At 47.4% G+C, this 17,174-nt stretch carries 9 protein-coding genes; 7 read left to right on the top strand and 2 right to left on the bottom strand.

Features of this window, described 5'->3' with window-relative positions; genetic code table 11:
- The first annotated feature begins 175 nt into the window (after positions 1 to 175).
- From QUB26_RS24165 to QUB26_RS24140, 6 genes are all read left to right on the top strand, one after another.
- Positions 176 to 1,075, top strand: coding sequence for a PilN domain-containing protein (locus tag QUB26_RS24165; protein ID WP_333055138.1), 900 nt, complete (start codon positions 176 to 178; stop codon positions 1,073 to 1,075).
- Positions 1,072 to 1,866 carry a pilus assembly protein PilO gene (locus tag QUB26_RS24160; protein WP_333055137.1) on the top strand — a complete coding sequence of 265 codons (795 nt, stop codon included), beginning with the start codon at positions 1,072 to 1,074 and terminating at the stop codon, positions 1,864 to 1,866. Before QUB26_RS24165 ends, QUB26_RS24160 begins: the two co-directional genes overlap by 4 nt.
- A 475-nt stretch (positions 1,867 to 2,341) precedes the next feature.
- Entirely contained in the window at positions 2,342 to 4,753 is a 2,412-nt protein-coding gene (locus QUB26_RS24155) for an AMIN domain-containing protein (protein ID WP_333320012.1), read from the top strand.
- Positions 4,754 to 5,491: 738 nt separating this feature from the next.
- The gene (locus tag QUB26_RS24150; protein ID WP_006634837.1) at positions 5,492 to 5,782 is read left to right on the top strand and encodes an HU family DNA-binding protein; all 291 of its coding nucleotides are present in this window, start codon (positions 5,492 to 5,494) and stop codon (positions 5,780 to 5,782) included.
- Between the two features lie 15 nt (positions 5,783 to 5,797).
- Complete coding sequence (locus tag QUB26_RS24145) at positions 5,798 to 7,066, top strand: aminotransferase class I/II-fold pyridoxal phosphate-dependent enzyme (RefSeq protein WP_333320010.1); 1,269 nt, start codon at positions 5,798 to 5,800, stop codon at positions 7,064 to 7,066.
- A gap of 348 nt (positions 7,067 to 7,414) precedes the next feature.
- Entirely contained in the window at positions 7,415 to 8,908 is a 1,494-nt protein-coding gene (locus QUB26_RS24140; protein ID WP_333320008.1) for an NAD(P)/FAD-dependent oxidoreductase, read from the top strand.
- A 218-nt stretch (positions 8,909 to 9,126) separates the two neighbouring features.
- Here the strand turns inward: QUB26_RS24140 and QUB26_RS24135 are convergent, their stop codons facing one another.
- Both QUB26_RS24135 and QUB26_RS24130 read right to left on the bottom strand, forming a co-directional pair.
- On the bottom strand, positions 9,127 to 10,392 hold the full coding sequence (locus tag QUB26_RS24135) for an FAD/NAD(P)-binding protein (protein WP_445299636.1): 1,266 nt from the start codon (positions 10,390 to 10,392) through the stop codon (positions 9,127 to 9,129).
- Between the two features lie 161 nt (positions 10,393 to 10,553).
- Positions 10,554 to 10,880 (bottom strand): hypothetical protein, encoded by a 327-nt coding sequence (locus QUB26_RS24130; RefSeq protein ID WP_333320006.1) that lies wholly within the window; start codon positions 10,878 to 10,880, stop codon positions 10,554 to 10,556.
- A gap of 408 nt (positions 10,881 to 11,288) precedes the next feature.
- Between QUB26_RS24130 and QUB26_RS24125 the strand changes: the two genes are divergently transcribed.
- Positions 11,289 to 16,790 (top strand): AAA family ATPase, encoded by a 5,502-nt coding sequence (locus tag QUB26_RS24125; RefSeq protein WP_333320005.1) that lies wholly within the window; start codon positions 11,289 to 11,291, stop codon positions 16,788 to 16,790.
- Positions 16,791 to 17,174 lie beyond the last annotated feature (384 nt).

The raw sequence follows: 17,174 nt of genomic DNA, 5'->3' as shown, positions 1-17,174 counted from the left end.
GTACCTTCTTAATTGCTGAAACATTAGCGGTAGATCACTTTTTCCTTCTACCTTCTACCTTCTGCCTTCTGCCTTCTACCTTCTACCTTCTACACTGTGCCTTCTACATTGTGCCTTCTACCTTCTACATTGTGCCTTCTGCCTTCTTCCTTCTGCTATAAAATCGAGTGAAGCCATGTACAGCCTAGATATTAATTTTCTCAACGACCGTCCCGACTACAAACCCGTTGCAACCAAAAGCCCAGCTAAAAAAAGTTCCGGTGGAGCCAAAGACCAACTGCCCATATATGGGGCAGTGCTGTTTGCCTTTGGCATCAACGCCGCAGTCATGGGCGCCTGGTGGTGGGCGACTAAGGAAAATACCGACTTGGCCGCACAACAAGCAACCATCGACACAGAACTGGCCCTGTTAAACACTCAAGCCAACACCATCAAAGCCATCAACGCCGAAACCGACCAAGTTACCGCCGAATACAAAGCATTAGCTGGAGTATTCGACCAAATTAAACCTTGGTCGGCGATGCTGCAAGACCTCAGTGCCCGTACTCCGGCCGGAGTGCAAATTGGCAAAATCGAGCAAATCGACCCAAGTCCCTCCCCCGTTGCAGCACCTCCTCCTCCTCCCCCACCAACTCCCGCTGCTTCCCCGGGGGCGAGTCCGTCTCCAGCAGCCAGCCCCGCCCCGGCAGCACCTCCCGTCCCCGTCGTCCCGCAGCAGGCATCAAAAGTGCAAATTTCAGGGATAGCCAGTACCTTTGCTCAAGTTAACGACTTTATGTTGCTAGTCCAGCGCTCTCCCTTCTTCCTTAACACCGATACCAAACTGATAGCGGCCACATTAAAAAACAACCCCGCACAATTACAAGTGCGTAACCAAAACGCAGCACCAGCAGAACTTCCCAAACTGCGACCAGTGGTGGAATATAAAATTGAAACGACGCTCAGCCCGACGGGTGCCTCCGAGTTGCTCCCCGAGCTGCGAAGCAAGCAAGCAGACGGGCTCGCAATACGGATAGAAACACTTCAAGAAAAAGGAGTGCTAGAACCACAAAAAGGAGAAGTGAAAAAACCATGACAGCAGAGTTTATTTCTAGCGGACAAGCAGAAGATACAGGGGCTAAGGAAATATTCGGCATTAAGCTGACACCCCAAGTCCAAGCAATCGGCATCGCGGTTCTCGGGCTCCTGATTGCTGGCGGCCTCGGCTACCAGTTCGTACTTCCCGAATTCCAAAAAAGCGGCGAATTCAAGCAAAAACTTAGCGAAAGCAAGCAAACGCAAGTGCAATTGCAAACTCAAATTCAAAAAAAGGCAGAAGCAGAAGCCAAGCAAGAAGAAGCAAAACAGCGCCGGGCCAACGTCACGGCCATGTTTGCCAGCGACGCCAGCGCCAACACGCTTTTGCTTGACATGACCCAACTCGTTAATAGAATCAACGCCGGCGTGCAAGGAGATGACCTCAAGGCTAAAATTACCAAATTTGAGCCGGATATGCCGCCAGCAACAGCAACCGCCACGCCGGGAGCTCCAGACCCTGATATTCTGGCCGATAGCTCCTTCGGGGCGTCCCTGGCTGGCAAGCTCAGACGCAAAAAATTTAAGGTAGAGTTTGAAGGCACTTTTGATCAAACCCGCAATTTTATGCGTAACTTGGAGTTGATGCAGTCGCTGTTGGTAGTTAGGAATTTGAAATCTGAATTGCTAGCATCAAATCAGCCAATTGAAGTTGATTTTTTGAAAGGGAAAATAGTTCCTGTGGAGCAACCGCCAACTAAAATTAAAACTGCTTTTGACTTGCACGCGCTGCTGCCGCTAAAGCAAGAAGAAAAACCGCCAACTCCGGCTCCGAGTCCTGGTGCTAAGTAGCTATTATTTGGCAGATATTAGCTATTGTTCCCAACTCGCTATTTCACAAGAAGTCAGAAGGCAGAAGTTTGAAATGGAAAGATTGAAGGTAGAAGTCAAAAAAGTATGAAGGTCAGAAAAATATTTTTTAGATGGCAATCAAAAATTGGCTCTAAAATCTAATTTCTTCTAATACCAGTTTCAAAAAGTAATGGAACTGTATAGCAATCCTTGCAGGAGTCGTATTTTTTTTACCCTACCCCAAACCTCCCATTTGTAAGGGGAGGGAGTAAGAAATCAACAAATGATGCGAGGATTGCTGTAGGATAGCTTCTAACCCTTATGTCATCTGTTATTCCCAATCGAAAATTAAACATCGAAAAGGGCATAACTTCTTCCTTTAAAAAGGCTCGAAGCGAGAATATTTTAGTCAGTTTAGCAGCTAGCGACAAAAGACTGCGAACAACAAATAACAAATTGTAGTGGAGGAGAGAACGTGAAACAGCATCTACGGTTAAGTGGAGGACTCTTATGCAGCGTTGCAGGAGTTCTGATCGCCCAAGCCCCAGTCTTGGCATTGCCGACTCAGGTAACAGGAGTGCAAGTAAGTCAAGGTAATAATGGCGTAAATATTGTTCTGGCTACAGAAAAGGGCGATCGCCCGCAAGTTTTCGCCATCAATAACGGCAATACTTACCAAGCCACAATTATCAACACCCAGCTCCGCTTACCACAAGGCAACAGCTTCCGTCAAGATAACCCAGCTCCGGGAATTTCTTCAGTAGAAATCAGCCAGGTAGAGGCTAACAGCATCCGCGTTGTGGTAGCCGGCACCAACGGAGTTCCCAACGGACAAATTGTTCCGGGACAAGGCCAAAGCATCGTCCTTAGCGTTGCCGGACAGGGTGGCACAGCACAGTCTGCCCAAACTCCACCCCCGCCCCCTCCGGGACTGCCGCTGAGCCAAACAGCTCCCCCGCCGGCTCCCCAAGTCCGCACCTCGCAAAACCCAGGCGTGCTGCTGCCAAATCCCGAAGTTACTGTTACCAGAAACGATCGCCCGCCCCTCCCCAGCGAAATACAATCCCAAAGCAATCAGGCTGCGCCTTTCCAGCCGCGGGCAGTGGCTCCGCCCTTGGGAGATATCGCGGTGTCTAACATCGCCCCCGGCGTGGGAAATATTGAACTGAGTTCGGGAGAACGCATCCCCCGCTTGGTGCTGCGGGATGCCCCAGTCCGAGACGTTTTGGCTCTGCTGGCCCGCGCTGCTGGCTTGAACATTGCTTTTACAGGCGGCGGGGCCCCTGCTCAACCGGGCCAGCCCGCAGTGCCTGGTCAGCCAGGAGTATCGGGGTCAGATGAAGGGCCGAAGATTTCTTTGGACATCGAAAATGAGTCGGTGCAAGATGTCTTTAATTACGTGCTGCGGCTCAGCGGACTGCAAGCTAACCGCCAGGGGCGGACGATTTTTGTAGGGACGAGCTTGCCGATCGACTCGCGCAATATTATCATTCGGACTTTGCGGCTCAATCAAGTTCGGTCTACGGATGCAGCTAACTTTTTGAGTGCTCAAGGCGCGGAAACTCAACTGCCGATTACTCGGGTGACTATTCAAAGCGTGGGCCAGGGAAATGCTGCGCGGGATGTGGAAATTCGGGAACCCGACATTAAGGCGATCGGCGCTAGGGAAGGCACGGGGCCGCTATTGCTGAGGGGACTGTCGGTGCTGGCGGATTCTCGGCTCAATTCCATCACTTTGGTGGGCGATCCGCGCAAAGTGGACATGGCTGTGGCTTTCTTGACACAGCTAGATTTGCGTCGCCGTCAAGTAGCTGTCAACGTCAAGGTGATCGATATCAACTTGTCGGGAAACAACGTCAGTAACACCAGCTTCTCTTTCGGGATTAATGACAGTTTCTTTGTCAATGACGGCGGGGCGGCGATCGTCAATTTTGGCGGCATCAATCCGCCCGATCGGACGACTGTAACTAGTGGCATAGCTAATCGGCCGATTATTGAGAACCGAGACATTCCCACAGAATTCAGGGACACGCCTTTCTACGATGCGAACGGCCGGCGTATCGTGCCATTTACAGGTCAAGCTCTCCCAGGTTTCCAAGTCCCCAGCAAAGGTGTGTTCCTCCAGCCGACAGCCCCAGTTACTAATGACCCCAGGCGAGTTGGAATTACAGATTACATTCCTGGATCGACGACAGGCTCAGGAAGTGCAGACTTCGGCCTGTTCCCGCTGTTCCAATATCCAAGACGTTTTCTGTCTAACCTGCAAGCAAGTATTACTAGCCAGAATGCCAAAATCCTGACTGATCCGACTTTAGTTGTCCAAGAAGGGGAAACGGCGAATGTGGATATCACCGAAGAAGTGGTTACTAACATTCGATCGGAATCGCAGACAACAGAAGGTCAAACTACCAGAACGGTGACGGCAGAAAAAGGTCAGGCCGGTTTGCAGTTGGGAGTGGCGATCGATCGCATCGACGATAACGGTTTTGTCTCTCTGCGAGTCAACCCAATCGTCAGTGCGATCGGCCCGGACAGACCCCTGAGCACTGGCGCAGGAGAAAATAACACTATCACCCTGCTGGCTCGGCGCTCTTTGCAGTCGGGGCTAATTCGCCTGCGGGACGGTCAGACTTTGATTTTATCGGGGATTATCCGCGACCAAGACCGGGTTACAGCGAGGAAGATTCCGATTTTAGGAGATTTGCCGATAATTGGTTCGCTGTTCAGGAGCACTGATAAGACCAACCAGCGGGCGGAAGTGATTGTATTGCTGACTCCGCAGATTTTGGATGATAGCGATCGATCGAACTTTGGCTACCAAAACAGCATCAGTCCCGACGCGCGCCAACTGTTGCAGCGCAGTCAGCCAGTCCAGCCGAGACAGTAGGAACGAAGGAAGAAGACATGGGTGTCAACTTTCCACGCTCTTTCCCCTGAGTCCGACAGTCCGACAGTCCGACAGTCCGACAGGGGTTGAAACCCCTGCCTCAAAGCGAAAGTCCTCTAAAAGAGGACTAAAGAACTAATTAGTCCTCTGCAAGACGACTATAAATCACTCTTTCAGTCGTCTTCAGACGACTTCAGCTATGAGACAGGGACTTCAGTCCCTGGCGGGTTTCGGGAGAATGAAACAGCCCTGCCCCACGGGGAAAAGAAAGAGGAAAGAAACAAGGAAGAAGGAAAAAACTTTTCCTTTAGCCCTTGACAAATTACATTTTATTCCTTCTATTTCTATTTTTTTGAGATTGCAAATCCACCGAGGCGAGAAATCTTGTCTCCAAGGTGGTATTTTTTTACCTAAATTTTGGGATTAATTACAAAAATTAGCCAGTTCCATATAAATTAAAGGTTCCACCGATCCATAACGGTCGGCAAGACTTTAGAATAATGCAGTGAAAATTAGATGCTGTGGGGTTTTCAGCAGTTAGAAACAAAAATTCCTTTTCTGACCAATTACCCTAGGGTAATTGGTATTCAGCAGGAGTTGTGATTCGGGGAAGCGGACGGGAGCAATCGGGAACCACCCAAACCTCCCAATCCACACCTCAATCCAGTTGATAACTCACAGCTAATAGTTGAACTAACTCTGTTTAACGTAATTTTGCAAATCGAGAAGGACTTCGCAATGAACAAAGGTGAATTGGTTGATGCAGTGGCGGAAAAGGCTAGCGTGACGAAAAAACAGGCAGATGCTGTTTTGAGTGCGGCCCTGGAAGCAATCATGGAAGCTGTCTCCGATGGCGACAAGGTGACGCTGGTCGGTTTTGGCTCGTTTGAGTCGCGGGAACGCAAGGCCCGCGAGGGTCGCAATCCCAAAACTGGAGACAAGATGGAAATCCCGGCAACCAGAGTTCCTGCATTTTCCGCAGGGAAGTTGTTTAAGGACAGAGTTGCACCGCCGAAAAACGCAGAATAGCTGGCAAACTGAGTCTTGATTAGACCTTTACACGGTGGGAATTTAGCTTGGGCAGCCGCACTGGCAGGCTGCCCTGCCTCTGCTATTGTCGATTTTTCTGCGAGTATCAGTCCTTTGGGCCCTCCTGAGTCGGCACTGGCTGCAATTCAATCACACTTGAGCAGTCTGACGGCTTACCCAGACCCAGATTATGGGGAGCTCAGGACTGCTTTGGGGGAGGCTTTGAATGTTGACCGGGATTGGATTTTGCCGGGGAATGGTTCGGCGGAATTGTTGACTTGGGCGGCTTGGGATTTGTCGAAGCTGGAGGCGACTTATTTGGTGACTCCGGCTTTTGGCGATTACTCGCGGGCTCTTTCGGCTTTCGGCGCGCAGGTGCTCAAATGCCCTTTGGATCTTAAATCTTGCACCATTGTCAAGAATGGGCAAGATGCCCATTCCACAAGAGAGGAATTTTCTGGTGGAACAGGCATCTTGCCTGTTCCTAAACAAGTAATTGAAAATGGTGCAACATCTGAGTTGGATCTGAAATTGTTGGACGTTGGGGCAGGAAGCCGGTTAGTAACGGATGATTTGTCGGTTTCTAACGGTTCCCTTGTCTCCCCTTCTTTTCGTATCCCAGTTCCTTTTGCTCTCGATGCCCCCTCTCGACGAGGTTTGCTACTGAACAACCCCCACAATCCTACGGGTTTGCTGTTTGCTAGGGAGGCGATTTTGCCTTATGTGAAGCAGTTAGGTATGGTGGTGGTGGATGAGGCCTTTATGGACTTTCTACCGCCTTCTGAGCAGGAAACTTTGATCGATGCTGTTGAGGAGTTTCCGAATTTGGTGATTTTACGATCGCTCACTAAATTCTATTCTCTGCCGGGACTGCGGTTGGGCTGCGCGATCGCCCATCCCGATATTCTGCGCCGCTGGCAGTTACTGCGCGATCCTTGGCCTGTGAATGCTTTGGCTGCTGCTGCTGCTGCTGCTGTGGTTCGAGATGCGGCTTTTGAGCAGCAAACTTGGGATTGGCTGCCTGTTGCTCGCCGAGAGCTATTTGAGGGTTTGGCTAATTTGCCGGGTTTGCAGCCAATTGCCGGGGCGGCTAATTTCTTGTTGGTTGAGTCGTCGATGTCGGTTTCTTCGATTCAAAAAAGTCTGTTGGAACGACACCGGATTTTGATTCGGGATTGTTTGAGTTTTCCTGAGTTGGGCGATCGGTTTTTTCGGGTGGCTGTGCGCTCAAGGGCGGACAATCTGCGGTTGATTGCTGGACTTAAAGAAGTCATTAGTCAGTAGTCAGTAGTCAGTTGTCCGTTGATAAACCGATTTTATTGGTCGTTCGAGCGCACCTACCCAAGAAACCCGGTTTCTCTGATAAATCTTGGATTTTGCAGCGAAGTATCTAGGCAGAAACCGGGTTTCTGACCCCGCGCGCCGATCGCCCTAAACTACTAACTAATGACTAATGACTACTGACTAATGACTAATGACTACTGACAATTCCCGCATCCAGGATACCCGCCACGTGATTCATCCGTCCCGAAATAAAAAACCTGTATCAGATGAAACTTGCCGAACGTATTTATCCGTGGTCAATGCTTCAATTCTAAAATCTAAAATCTAAAATCTAAAATCTAAAATCGATTGACTTCTTTATTTATGCTTGACTATGATTTAGTGATTATTGGTGGAACTCCGGCCGGACGTTATGCTGCTTTGACTGCAACTAATTTCCCGGCCCGCGTTGCTTTGGTGGAACCGCTAAGTAATTCCCAAGATTTGCCGAGTGGGGGGAAAGAGTCGATCGACCTTGGTTTGAGATACAGCCAAACTTTGAGGGAGGCTGCTCGTTTTGCTCAGCAGATCAGCCGCCAGCAGTTGGGAGTTCGCTGGGAAGTCGCGAATTCCTCTATGCCGCTCAAATTGCGCTTTGACGGGGTTCTAAAGTGGGCAGATGATGTTGTTTCTAATTTGTCAGAAATTGATTCTCTCGGCCTTTTGGCTACTCGCGGGGTTGATGTTATTTTTGGCAACGGCGAGTTTGTTGCGAAACCGGATTTGGCTTTTGTTGTGGGCGGGCGAAAATTGCGATCGCTCTGTTATTTGCTAGCTTGTCCAACTCTGCCGGCGATTCCCAATATTGAAGGACTTTCGTCTGCTGGCTTTTTTACTTCGGAAACTGTTGGGGAATTAGCAAAACTTCCCCAGTTGCCTAAAAGTTTGGCTGTAATCGGCGCAGATCCCAGCGGTGTCGAAGTGGCTCAAACTTTTGCTCGCTTGGGGGTTGCTGTCACTTTGGTGGTGAAAAGTTCGCACATTTTGGCTAAAGAAGACCGGGAGGCTGCTGGTTTGGTGCAAGCTGGAATGGAAGCTGAGGGAGTGCGGATTCTGACTGCTACTGAGGTGACTCAAGCTAGGGTGATTGATGGTAAAAAGTGGATTCAAGCTGGGCCAAGGGCGATCGAAGCTGAGGAGATTTTTCTGGCTGCAGGTAGAGGGCACAATTTTTCATCGTTAAATCTCGAAGCGGCTAAGGTTAAATTCAGCTATCGGGGGGTGATTTTAAATGAAAAGCTGCAAACAACTAATCATCGCATTTACGCGATCGGCGATGTTGCTGGGGGTTATCCGTTCCCTCACATCGCTAATTACGAAGCTGCGGTTGCTGTGAAAAATGCTTTGTTTTTGCCTATGTTTCAAATAGATTATCGCGGGATTCCTTGGGCGATTTTTTCTGACCCGCAGTTGGCAAGGGTTGGCTTGACTGAAGCGCAAGCAAGGCGTCGTTTTGGAGACGATCTCATTGTTTGTCGGGAATATTTCAAGAATGTTGAAAGAGCTCAAATGTCCGGGGATACAACGGGTTTTTGTAAGATTGTCGGGCGTCGCAACGGGGAGATTTTGGGAGCGAGCATTGTGGGGCCGCAAGCTGCTGAGTTGATTCACACGATCGCTTTGGCTGTGCGTCACGGGATGAAGGTTGAGGCGATCGCCCAACTTCCTTATATTTGGTCTAGTTTTTCGGAAATTAGCGGTCAAACTGCTGCTGTTTGGGAGTCGCAGCGCTTGGGCAGAAATACTTTTTCGCGGAATTTATGGGAGAATTTGTTTCACTGGCGCAGGTATTGGAATCAGTAAAGAAATCCAATGTTTGTAGTAGGATTTTTTGAAATTTATATGCTTAGCGCACAATTAAAAAGTAATTTGCTAATCAACTCACTCTGCCCTAAAATTGTGTGTCAATAAATAATATAACAAGGTGTTGACCGTTGCTCCCAGGTCGAGGGAAATATGTAATTTAAATGTACCACAACTTAACTAATAACTGATGACTACTCACTGAGAACTAATGACTGCTAACTAATTATTGCGGGCGAGAGTGCAATGCTGGATTTGACGATCGCCGGTACAATGCGATCGCACGCCATTCTCGCCCCAGAAAGGTTTCTGGCAACTGGCCCCACTTGCAGCGCGGCTAAACCACCAGTCAAAAATAATTCGCATCCGGGCCAACGTAGGTGTTTGTCTAAGACTGGCAAACCTTTAACTATTTCAATGGGATGCGTTTCTAGCATTTCTTTGAACATTGGTTCGGCTGCAATGTCTAGTTTGGTGCCGGTTGCTAGCCAAATTCGATCGACAAATAACGTCTCCCCACCGCTGCAATCAACAGTCCATCTGTTATTTTCCCACCGCACGCCAACAACTTCGCACTGTTCGTGAAATGTCAGTTGTTCGCTGTGGGAGAGCCTCCGCAACTGTGTCATAATTTCCGGTGTCATCGAGCCACCGTTGCGGGCTTGTTGAATGGTTTCCCAACGCGAATGGCAATCTGGTTCGGCGGCGAATCCTTTGAGGTATTTTGGCCCCAACCAACCGGGTTCGGCATCAAATAGTTTTTCTTGGAAATAACGCCTAGTCATTAACAGGACTTTGGCTCCTCTGGCAATTGCTCCTACTGCTAAATGTCCGCTGGTTAGTCCGCCGCCGACAATTAATATTTGTTCTCCGTGCAATTGCAAATTTCGCAAATCTACTTGATGGGAGTGGCGAATTCTTTCGGGGGGATGCTGTGTTTGAATTTGATTTGCCCACGCTGGTAAATGCGGTTTTCCACTGCCGGCGGCGACGATTACTCGGCGGGCGATCGCACTTTTTCCGTCTTCAAACCACAGGTGGAAACGGCCGGATTTCGGCTGAATGCGGGTTACTTTTGCTTTGATAACTCGATCGCCCAATTCCCACCGTTTAATTGTGTCGCCGCAAAATTCCTCAAATAACCGACTTCCGGGCAAATCGTAGGGGGGAAACAATTCCGAGGAGCGATTTTCGGCAAACCTCCGCAATTCGTAAGGGTTGGGATCGGGGTGGTGCACTGCGGGCGATCGTAAATGCCCAATTTCTAAAGCTGCAAATTGCCTCCGCCACTGAGTCAGCCATTCGCCGCTCGGATCGAATGCTAAAAGTTTATCCCGGAGGCTCTTGCGTTTTTTTAATATGTGTGCAGTAAGAGTCAGGGCGTGGGGCCCAGCGCCGATTAAAGCTAAATCAATTTGGGGCGGCGTGGCTTCTGAGTTCGCTTGCATGAGAATTGCTAATTTGCGAATGATAACAATTCTCATTATTATAGGTCGATCGAGCCTCAAGTTTACGTCTTTCCAGAACCAGCAGGATTTCTGTTCCGCAAAAAGAGACAGGATGATACGCAAAAGCTCAGAAACCCTCTTGATGAGAGGTTTCTGCCCCGACAGGGACGCACTACGACGCTCAGAAACCGGGTTTTTTAGCTCACCGAAATGAAAACCGCGATCGGAAAGTTTCCGGGCGATCGTCCGTTGGCGTAACGATATAAGTAAAAAACTTGTAAAAAAAACTTAGCCGACAGCCTGTGGCGCTGTCTCAATTGCCAAAGCCCGCTTTCGATCGCTAACGAACCCTCATCCCTGATTGCAGTGCCTGATTGACTGAGGCTAGTTTCATTGTCCGCTTCTGAACTTTGGCATTTAATGCCTGATTCACTTCTCAGAGGGGGCAACTTGTTGTGGCATCTCGGCACATAATTCAGATTGCGATCGGGCGAATCCCAACAGATCCGCAATCTGGCGAACAAACTCGATTTTCTCTGCTTCCGGCTTTAAATCCAGGCCCTGCCACATTCTACTCATGAGATTAAACTATGATCTAAACTAGATATTAGATGCTTGAAGCGGATCTCCTTCAAGTAGCGGTTTCAAAAATACTCTTAAGTACCTGATTAGCGTCTTAAGTTCCTCTTCCATGAACTGCGATCGTTCAATAAGCCTTAGCTAAGTCATTTTCTACTTAGTCTCAACTGAAGTATCAACAGCTCTTACATAAAATATTAAGTCGGGTTTTTAAAATCCCTCTTTCAGTAATGCTTGTTCAAAATATGTTAAGAAAAATGTAATTAATGAATAGCACTGCAGATAGAGGGACAATAATAGATAGTAACTATAAGAAGCTTCAGACTTCACAGAAGCAGTAGGAATACGTAGATATGGCTAGCATAAAAAATCTTGTTCTAGGGTATCACATTAACGAGCAAATATACGCAGGCAATCGAACTCTAGTTTATCGCGGCTGTCGGTCTTCTGATCAGCAGCCCGTAGTGATCAAGCTGCTGCGAAATGACTTTCCCCGCTTCAACGAACTGGTTCACTTCCGCAACCAATACGTCATTGCTAAAAACTTAGAGATCCCTGGCAGTGTTAAGGCATACAGCCTGGAGACATACCATAACCACTATGCTCTGGTGATGGAAGACTTTGGGGGAATTTCCTTATGTAGCTACCTCGCTCGTCTAGCATCCGAGAGCAACGAACCCCTAGAAGGCTTGCCCGTTAGCGAGTTTCTGCCTATTGCGATTCAAATTGCCAACTCCCTCGACGGACTTTATCGCCACCACGTCATCCATAAAGACCTCAAACCTGCCAACATTCTGATTAACCCCACCAGCAAACAAGTCAAGCTGATTGACTTCAGCATCGCTTCCCTACTGCCTCGCGAAACCCAAGAAATTCAAAATCCCAACGTGCTTGAAGGCACCTTACCTTACATATCTCCCGAACAAACTGGGCGGATGAACCGAGGCATTGATTACCGCACAGATTTCTACTCGCTGGGAGTCACATTCTACGAATTACTAACAGGAAAGTTACCATTCCAAACAGACGATCCAATGGATTTGGTACACTGCCACCTCGCCAAACAGCCCCTCCCAGCCTCAAGTTTAAACCAGAGCGTTCCATTGGTGCTGTCGGAGATTGTCAGCAAACTGATGGCGAAGAATGCTGAAGCTCGCTATCAAAGCGCCCTAGGACTCAAGTTTGATTTGGAAACGTGTTTATTCCAGTGGAAAGAGACTGGGAGGTTAACTAACTTTAAAATAGGGGAGCGAGATTTGTGCGATCGCTTCATCATCCCAGAAAAATTATACGGTAGAGAAACCGAAGTATTCTCCCTGCTATCGGCCTTCGAGCGCGTGAGTGCCGGCAGCACCGAAATGATGCTCGTTGCCGGTTTCTCCGGCATTGGTAAAACCGCTGTTGTCAACGAAGTTCACAAACCAATTGTGAGACAGCGTGGCTACTTCATCAAAGGCAAATTCGACCAATTTGCGCGCAGCCAGCCCTTCTCAGCTTTTGTACAAGCTTTTCGCGATTTAATGGGACAATTGCTCTCGGAAAGCGATGCTAAAGTTGAGGAGTGGAAGACTCAAATCCTGGCAGCATTGGGCGAAAATGCTCAGGTAATCGTTGAGGTAATTCCCGAACTAGAGCGGATTATTGGCTCGCCACCCCCGGCACCAGAACTCGTGGCCAGTGCGGCCCAAAATCGCTTCAATCGGTTATTCGAGAACTTCATCTCTATCTTCACCACTAAAGAACATCCCCTCGTTATTTTCTTAGACGACTTGCAATGGGTAGACTCAGCCTCATTGAAGTTGATTCAACTCCTGACGAGCGATCGCGATCGGCGCTATCTCTTTTTAATTGGAGCGTATCGAGATAACGAAGTTTTTCCTGCACACCCTTTGATGGTGACATTAGCCGACATTCAAACAACCGGAGCTACGGTAAACACCATTACTCTAGATCCGCTTGAGCGCTTCCATTTGAATTGTCTGATTGCCGATACCTTAGCTTGTTCTACAGCGTTGGCTCAGCCTTTGACAGAACTCGTTTATCAGAAAACCCAAGGCAACCCATTTTTTAGCACACAATTCCTCAAATCTTTGCATGAAGATGGGATAATTGAATTTAATTTTGAAGCTCGGTATTGGCAGTGCGATATTGCTAGAGTCCGAACCTTGGCTCTAACGAATGATGTGCTAGAATTCATGGCACTTCAGTTGCGAAAATTGCCAGCCCGGACACAGGAAGTTTTAAAGTTAGCTGCTTGTATTGGCAATCAGTTCGATTTGGCTACATTAGCAATTGTTGATGAGAATTCACCAACAGAAACAGCAACAGCTTTGTGGAAAGCATTGCAAGAAGGGTTAATTTTACCAGTTAGCGATGTTTATAAATTTTATCAAGAATGTGGTAACAGTTTATCAAAATCAATCACTGGAGAAGAATCCGAGCAATTGCCAGTTAACAATGACCAATTAGTTAAATACAAATTTTTCCACGATCGCGTCCAACAAGCAGCCTATTCCCTCATTCCTGAAAACCACAAGCGCTCTACTCACTTAAAAATCGGTCAACTGCTGTTAAAGAATACGCCCGAAGCCGATCGAGAAGAAAGAATGTTTGATATTGTCAACCACTTGAATGTGGGAGTAAATCTAATTACCCACGAGCTAGATAGGGAGGAATTAGCACGGTTAAATCTGGTTGCCGGAAAGAAAGCTAAAGCTGCTACTGCCTATTCTGCTGCGGTTGAATATTTAAATATTGGCACAGAATTACTGGCAGTAAATAGTTGGGACAATCAATACGAACTAACATTAGCGCTGCATACCGAAGCAGCAGAAGCGGCATATCTAAGCGGTGACTTTGACCGGATGGAGACATTAGCATCACTCGTGGAAAGCTGCGCCAAAATGCTACTGGACAAAGTGAAGGTATATGAAGTACAGATAGAAGCTTATATGGCGCAAAATAAGCTACAGGAAGCCCTGAATACAGGGTTGCCAGTCTTACAGCAGTTGGGGGTAGAGTTTCCCTCCGAGCCAAATTTCTCTGATATTGGACAGGCACTAGGAGAAACCGCGTCAATTTTGAGCGGAAAGGGAACTGAGGACTTAATTGATCTTCCTCTGATGACAGATCCTCAACAACTAGCAACTATAACGATTCTCTCAAGCCTATTTTCTCCTGCCTACATAGCGCTGCCACCACTGGTGCCTTTGGTAGTTTGCAAACAGGTCAATTTATCTGTCCAATATGGCAATGCTTCTTTGTCTCCCTATGCTTTTGCCATATATAGTTTTCTTCTCTGTGGGATGGGAGATATTGAGCGGGGCTATCAATTAGGTGAACTTGCTGTACGTCTAGTGTCAAAATTAAATGCCAAAGAAATCCAAGCGAAGACATCCGCAATGGTGCATTCTGGTATTCAACCCTGGAAAGAACACCTCAGAAACACCTTAGAACCTTTGCTGTCAGATTATTTTTGTGGGCTGGAAACTGGAGAGTTAGAATTTGCTGGCTATGCTATCTATGAATACAGTTATTATTCGTATTTTATTGGCAAGCAACTAACGCAACTCGAACGAGAGATAGCAAGCTACGCAGATGCCGTTAGTAAAATTCACCAGGAAGCAGCACTTTCTTATCTAAAAATTTGTTGGCAAGCCGTTTTGAACTTGATAGGAAGAGCGCAAGACCCATGCCATTTAAAGGGAGAAGCCTACGACGAAGAGACAATGTTGCAACTGTATCATCGAACCAATAACTACCTGGGAATTCATTACTTATACTTGCACAAACTTGTGCTTTCTTATCTGTTTGAAAATTACCCGGCAGCCTTTAAAAATATCGCTGAAATAGAAAGTTATTTGAGCGCAGCTTCAGGGCAGATAACTGTTGCCATCTTCTATTTCTACGATTCTCTAGTGAGGTTGGCGGTGTATTCTGACACTCCAGAGTCTGAGCAACAGGAAGTTCTTGACAGAGTACAAGCTAATCAAGAAAAAATCCAGAAATGGGCGCATCATGCCCCCATGAATCATCTGCATAAATTCTATCTAGTAGAGGCAGAACGGCATCGGGTTTTAAACCAAAAAATAGAAGCGCTTGAGATGTACGACAAGGCGATCGCCCTCGCCAAAGAAAACGAATACCTCAACGAGGAAGCTCTAGCTCACGAACTCGCTGCTAAATTCTATTTAGAATGGGGTAAAGAAAAACTGGCAAAACCTTATTTAATTGATGCTTACTATGCTTACGCTCGTTGGGGAGCAAAAGTAAAGATTGACCATTTAGAACAGCGTTATCCCCAATTGCTTGCTGTGATCCTGCAACAGGAGCGAACTCGCCAGAATCCGAGCGAAACAATTCACACATCGACCCATAGTGAATCATCCCTATCTAACACGAATAGAACAATTATCGGTAGCACCAGCAGTTGGGGCTTAGTAGATTTGCCGACAGTAATCAAAGCTTCTCAAGCTCTATCGAGCGAAATTAAACTCGATCAATTGCTCACTACCCTCATGCAAGTGGTGGTAAAGAATGCCGGAGCACAAACCGGAGCATTAATTTTGAATGAAGAGGGAAACTGGAGGATAAACGTCCACTGCACCAACCGCCAAGACTGCCTTCTGCAATCAATGCCGGTTGAGGAGAGCGAAGTAATTCCTCTCACCCTGATCAACTACGTCAAACGTACAAAAGAAACCCTGATTTTTGATGATGCTAGCAATCAACCAAGATTTGCATCTGACCCCTACATAGTCCACCACCAACCTCAGAGCGTGCTTTGCACTCCGATCAGCGAGCGAGGGAAAATGATGGGGATTTTGTATTTGGAAAATAATTTAGCGACTGGGGTATTCACGGGCGATCGCGTCGCCATCCTCAACATCCTGTGCTCCCAAGCAGCAATTTCCTTACAAAACGCCAGACTGTATCAACAATCCCAGGAATATGCCCAAAAACTAGAACAGTCTATCCACGATCTCAAACAGATGCAGTTGCAATTGGTACAGGGTGAGAAAATGTCGGCTCTGGGAAATTTAGTCGCAGGGGTAGCCCACGAAATTAACAATCCCGTAGGCTTTATCGCGGGAAATTTGCAACCGGCTATAGAATATGTGGGGGATTTATTCAATTTGATTGATTTGTATCAAGAAAAATTTCCTAATCCGGGAGGAGAAATTGAAGCAGAAATTGAAGATATGGACTTGGAGTATTTGCGAGAAGATTTGCCCAAATTGATTGGTTCAATGAAGGAGGGAGTCGAGCGCATCCGCAATATCAGTACGAGTTTGAGAACGTTTTCCAGAGCAGATAGCGATCGACCAGTTGCTTTCAATATTCACGATGGACTTGAAAGCACTCTGCTAATTCTCAAGCACCGTTTAAAAGCCAGCGAGTTCCGCCCTGCCATTGAAATTGTGAAAGAGTATGGTAACTTGCCCCTAGTGAAATGCTTTCCTGGACAGTTAAACCAGGTATTTATGAATGTGCTGGCTAATGCCATTGACGCTCTGGAGGAGTCAAATAAGGGGCGCTGTTTTAGTGAAATTAAAGCCCTACCTAATCAAATCACGGTTCAAACTGCTCTGAGCGAAGACAACAATCAGGTTGTGATTCGGATTAAGGATAATGGAGTGGGGATGTCGCCCGAAGTCAAGGAAAACATCTTTAACCACTTATTTACAACCAAGCCTGTGGGTCAAGGAACCGGATTAGGATTGTCGATCGCCCACCAAATTGTGGTGGAAAAACATGGAGGTACATTAGTGGTGAATTCTTCTTTAGACCAGGGTTCGGAGTTTGTGATTTCTATTCCGTGTGAGCCTTTTGTAGTAAGGCTTGAGGGCAATTAGCAGACCATCGAAATGACAAGCCACGTTGTTAGAATAAACAGGAAACTGGGCACGGGGAACGAGCAACAGGCTAGGGGTTGTCGTGCTAGAAACTGGCGACTACGGACTTGGAAAACAAAGAATCGAGGCTAATTTTCCCATCATCAGCCCGCACCTTATTCGTGATTGAGACAGCGGTTTCCAACCGCCCGCTTTACCAACACTCTCCCCTTTTTTTGTGCCCGTTTTGAGTCAAGAGTTCCCTTGAGATTTTAAGCCTCTACCTTGCCGAAATGAAAGCAGCTATCATGCTACTCAGATTGTGGAGGTGAACTAACCTGACGGTCAACTGGGTACAGTTAGACCGCAGGCTTCTTTTTCCTTTTTTTCAAAGGCTTTTTTGAG

This window comes from Microcoleus sp. B4-C1 (genome assembly GCF_036705285.1).
Classification (GTDB): domain Bacteria; phylum Cyanobacteriota; class Cyanobacteriia; order Cyanobacteriales; family Microcoleaceae; genus Microcoleus.
Note: the sequence above shows the minus strand (reverse complement) of the source record. Positions and strands in the feature narration are given on the sequence as shown.